Annotated in this window: 1 protein-coding gene; it reads left to right on the top strand. The window is 35.2% G+C overall.

Annotation, left to right across the window (positions count from 1 at the left end; translation table 11 throughout):
• Window positions 1-662: hypothetical protein (locus ACIR310F_RS21160; RefSeq protein ID WP_081677534.1), on the top strand; the 662-nt coding region annotated here is incomplete at both ends.

Below are 662 nucleotides of genomic sequence, written 5' to 3'. Positions count from 1 at the left end.
TCAGGAAAATCTACCTTTAGGTTTATTAGGGAAGATGGCTAAAACTCAATGTTTATTTGAGCCTTTTCGTAATCCACCATCGGAAATAGAAATTCGCAGTTGTTTACTTAAATTATATGCCGTTCATGGTGATGTAGTTAGGAAAGCAAAACGCGAAAATAGAAATATTGCTGAATCAGAATTACCGATTTTATGGATTTTAACACCAACTTTTTCAGATCGGATGATTGCGGGTTTAGGTGCAAATGAAATTGTAGAAGATTGGGTTCAAGGTGTTTATTTTCTGCCGAATATTCTGAAAACAGCAATAGTTGTGATTCATCAATTACCAGAAAATGAAGATACGTTATGGTTGAGAGTTTTGGGGAAAGGACGAACACAAAAAAGAGCAGTGGAGGAGTTAACTGAATTACCAAAAAATAACCCTTTTCGAGAGAATTTGTTACTCATTTTAGCGAACTGGCGCAAGAATTTAGAATTGAGAGATAATTTAAGTAGAGAAGAGGAGGAAGTAATTATGAACTTATCACCGGCTTATTTACAACAAATAGAAGATTGGAAGCAAGAAGGAAAGCAAGAAGGAAAAGAGGAAGAACGATTTTCTTTGATAACTTCTCTTCTGGAAGGGCGTTTTGGTAGTTTAGATGCTGAGTTATCTAGTT

This window comes from Dolichospermum circinale AWQC310F, assembly GCF_000426925.1.
GTDB lineage: Bacteria > Cyanobacteriota > Cyanobacteriia > Cyanobacteriales > Nostocaceae > Dolichospermum > Dolichospermum circinale.
Note: the sequence above shows the minus strand (reverse complement) of the source record. Positions and strands in the feature narration are given on the sequence as shown.